This window comes from Rathayibacter sp. VKM Ac-2927 (assembly GCF_022815525.1).
Lineage (GTDB): Bacteria > Actinomycetota > Actinomycetes > Actinomycetales > Microbacteriaceae > Rathayibacter > Rathayibacter festucae.
Map to the genome: position 1 here is coordinate 1 of NZ_JALGRT010000010.1, position 1,631 is coordinate 1,631.

Here is a 1,631-nt window from a genome sequence, read left to right on the forward strand (position 1 = left end):
TCGTGTCTTTGCGAACACGACCCGCGGTATGGAGCCCGTATTCTGGGAACCACAAAGTGGACGCAAGCAATCTCTGACCACTCCTACCAGCCTTTACAACGGTATGAGTGTAGTGATTATCAAGTTATCGGCTTATTAGTACCGGTCAGCTCCGACAGTCTTTAGTCCTGTCTTCCACATCCGGCCTATCAACCCAGTCGTCTGGCTGGGAGCCTCTCCCCCGAAGGGATGGAAATCTCATCTCGAAGCCGGCTTCCCGCTTAGATGCTTTCAGCGGTTATCCGTTCCGAACGTAGCTAATCAGCGGTGCTCCTGGCGGAACAACTGACACACCAGAGGTTCGTCCATCCCGGTCCTCTCGTACTAGGGATAGATCTTCTCAAATTTCCTGCGCGCGCAGCGGATAGGGACCGAACTGTCTCACGACGTTCTAAACCCAGCTCGCGTACCGCTTTAATGGGCGAACAGCCCAACCCTTGGGACCTACTCCAGCCCCAGGATGCGACGAGCCGACATCGAGGTGCCAAACCATGCCGTCGATATGGACTCTTGGGCAAGATCAGCCTGTTATCCCCGAGGTACCTTTTATCCGTTGAGCGACAGCGCTTCCACAAGCCACTGCCGGATCACTAGTCCCGACTTTCGTCCCTGCTCGACTTGTCAGTCTCACAGTCAAGCTCCCTTGTGCACTTACACTCGACACCTGATTGCCAACCAGGTTGAGGGAACCTTTGGGCGCCTCCGTTACTCTTTAGGAGGCAACCGCCCCAGTTAAACTACCCATCAGGCACTGTCCCTGAACCCGATTAGGGTCCGAAGTTAGATATCCAGAGTGACCAGAGTGGTATTTCAACAATGACTCCACGAACACTAGCGTGCCCGCTTCACAGTCTCCCACCTATCCTACACAAGCCACACCGAACACCAATACCAAACTATAGTAAAGGTCACGGGGTCTTTCCGTCCTGCTGCGCGTAACGAGCATCTTTACTCGTAATGCAATTTCGCCGAGTTCGCGGTTGAGACAGCTGGGAAGTCGTTACGCCATTCGTGCAGGTCGGAACTTACCCGACAAGGAATTTCGCTACCTTAGGATGGTTATAGTTACCACCGCCGTTTACTGGGGCTTAAATTCTCAGCTTCGCCTTGCGGCTAACCGTTCCTCTTAACCTTCCAGCACCGGGCAGGCGTCAGTCCGTATACATCGTCTTGCGACTTAGCACGGACCTGTGTTTTTAGTAAACAGTCGCTTCCCACTGGTCTCTGCGGCCATCGAACGCTCCCGGAGCAAGTCCGTTCACGCCTCAGGCCCCCCTTCTCCCGAAGTTACGGGGGCATTTTGCCGAGTTCCTTAACCACGATTCTCTCGATCTCCTTAGTATTCTCTACCTGACCACCTGAGTCGGTTTGGGGTACGGGCAGCTAGAACCTCGCGTCGATGCTTTTCTTGGCAGCATAGGATCACCGATTTCGACTTGCGTCTACCCATCAGATCTCAGGCTATATGAACGACGGATTTGCCTATCGTTCGCCCTACATCCTTAGACCGGGACAACCATCGCCCGGCTCGGCTACCTTCCTGCGTCACACCTGTTAATACGCTAAACGCACCAGCACGGGGTCGTACGCTA

Annotated in this window: 1 rRNA gene (running past one end of the window); it reads right to left on the reverse strand. The window is 54.2% G+C overall.

The features are described from left to right. Window positions 1–115 precede the first annotated feature (115 nt). Window positions 116–1,631, reverse strand: a 23S ribosomal RNA gene (locus MT353_RS21300) (it continues 1,612 nt past the right edge of the window).